The 2,156-nt window shown below is 65.3% G+C and carries 3 protein-coding genes; all 3 read left to right on the top strand.

The annotated features are described in order from the left end of the window. Window positions 1-201: phosphoglycerate kinase (gene pgk, locus PF446_RS07155; protein WP_298070619.1), on the top strand; the 201-nt coding region annotated here is incomplete at its 5' end. A 120-nt stretch (window positions 202-321) separates the two neighbouring features. Beyond that, a complete protein-coding gene (rfbB, locus tag PF446_RS07150) occupies window positions 322-1,383 on the top strand; it encodes a dTDP-glucose 4,6-dehydratase (protein ID WP_298070618.1) in 1,062 nt (353 codons plus the stop codon). Next, on the top strand, window positions 1,380-2,156 hold a 777-nt coding region (rfbA, locus tag PF446_RS07145), incomplete at its 3' end, for a glucose-1-phosphate thymidylyltransferase RfbA (RefSeq protein WP_298070617.1). The genes rfbB and rfbA, both read left to right, overlap by 4 nt.

Here is a 2,156-nt window from a genome sequence, read left to right as displayed (position 1 = left end):
ACCCTGGCCCGTGCCATCGCCGCATCCGACGCCTACTCCATTGCTGGCGGTGGTGACACCCTGGCTGCGGTGGACAAGTACGGCGTCGAGGACGGCATGTCCTATATTTCCACCGGCGGCGGTGCGTTCCTCGAGTTTCTCGAAGGCAAGGCGCTGCCGGCCGTGGTGGCATTGGAAGCACGCGCCGCATCTGCAGCGTGAATCGCGCTGGCGCTGCATGTCTGCATGATGGAGTTGCCCGCAATGCGACTTCGTGCATGATCGGATACTGCATCTGTCTTTTACCTGCCATTGATCACAGAACATAGGGACTTGAGCTGAATGAAAACTCTTCTGGTCACCGGCGGCGCCGGTTTCATTGGAGGCAACTTCGTGTTGCAGGCCATCGCAGACGGCCTGCGCGTGGTGAACCTGGACAAACTGACCTACGCCGGCAATCCTGAGACGCTGGCCACGCTGCGCGAACACCCGGGACATGTTTTCGTGCACGGCGACATTGGTGACCGCACGCTGGTCGAGCGGCTGTTGCGCGAACATCGACCCGACGCCATCGTCAACTTTGCTGCTGAATCGCACGTGGATCGCTCCATCGACGGTCCGGCCGAATTCGTGCAGACCAACGTGGTCGGCACCCTGGCCCTGCTGGAAACGGCGCGCGACTACTGGCGTGCGCTGGAGGGTCCTGCACGCGAGGACTTCCGCTTCCTGCATGTGTCCACCGACGAGGTCTACGGCTCGCTCGGCGACGAGGGCATGTTCCGCGAGGACACGCCGTACGCGCCCAATTCGCCGTACTCGGCCTCCAAGGCGGCCTCGGACCACTTGGTGCGAGCCTTCCACCACACCTACGGCCTGCCGGTGCTGACCACCAACTGCTCCAACAACTACGGCCCCTACCAGTTTCCCGAGAAGCTGGTCCCGCTGGTGCTGCACAAGGCGCTGGCCGGCGAGGCCCTGCCCGTGTACGGCGACGGCCGCAACGTGCGCGACTGGCTGTTTGTCGGCGACCACTGCGCTGCGATTCGCCGGGTGCTGGAGTCCGGGCGCGTGGGCGAAACCTACAACGTCGGCGGCCATGCCGAGCGCGAGAACCTGACCGTGGTCAAGACGCTTTGCGCGCTGCTGGATGCGCGCCAGCCCCTGGCCGATGGCCGTCCACGCGAGCAGCTGATCACCTTCGTCAAGGACCGTCCCGGCCACGACCGCCGCTACGCCATCGACGCCGGGAAGATCCGTCGCGAGCTGGACTGGACGCCCAGCGAGAGCTTTGACTCGGGCATGCAGCGCACCGTGGACTGGTATCTGGACCATCAGGCCTGGGTGCGGCATGTGCTGGACGGAAGCTACCGCATGCAACGCCTCGGCGAAGGAGCACACGCATGAGCACCACGCGCGGCATCATCCTGGCCGGCGGTTCCGGCACCCGGCTGTACCCGATCACCCAGGCGGTCAGCAAGCAGCTGATGCCGGTGTACGACAAGCCGATGATCTACTACCCGCTGGCCACCCTGATGCTGGCCGGCATCCGCAAGGTGCTGATGATCAACACGCCGCACGAGCAGGCCCTGTTCCAGCGGCTGCTGGGCGATGGCTCGCAGTGGGGCATCGAGATCGAGTACGCCGTGCAGCCCTCGCCGGACGGCCTGGCGCAGGCGTTCTTGATCGGTCGCCAGTTTGTCGACGGCAAGCCCAGCTGCCTGATCCTGGGCGACAACCTGTTCTACGGGCACGGCCTGACCGAGCTGCTGCGCCGCGCCGCCGCCCGGCGCCGTGGCGCCACGGTCTTCGGGTATTACGTGGACGATCCCGAACGCTACGGCGTGGCCGAGTTCAACCAGCAGGGCCGGGTGATCGGGCTGGAGGAAAAGCCCGCCAAACCACGCTCCAACTACGCCGTGACCGGCCTGTACTTCTACGATGGGCGTGTATGCGATTACGCCGCGGACCTCAAGCCCTCGCCGCGCGGCGAACTGGAGATCACCGACCTCAATCGCTGTTACCTCGAGGACAGTTCGCTGATGCTCGAACAGCTTGGCCGCGGCTATGCCTGGCTGGACACGGGCACCCACGACTCGCTGGTGGAGGCCTCCAACTTCATTGCCACCATCGAGCGGCGGCAGGGCCTGAAAGTGTGCTGCCCCGAGGAAATCGCCTAC

It is taken from the genome of Oleiagrimonas sp., assembly GCF_027858935.1.
GTDB lineage: Bacteria > Pseudomonadota > Gammaproteobacteria > Xanthomonadales > Rhodanobacteraceae > Oleiagrimonas.
Note: the sequence above shows the minus strand (reverse complement) of the source record. Positions and strands in the feature narration are given on the sequence as shown.

Excerpts from the sequence above, each read along its gene's own strand:
- rfbB (WP_298070618.1), top strand. The coding sequence starts at position 322 with ATGAAAACTCTTCTGGTCACCGGCGGCGCCGGTTTCATTGGAGGCAAC.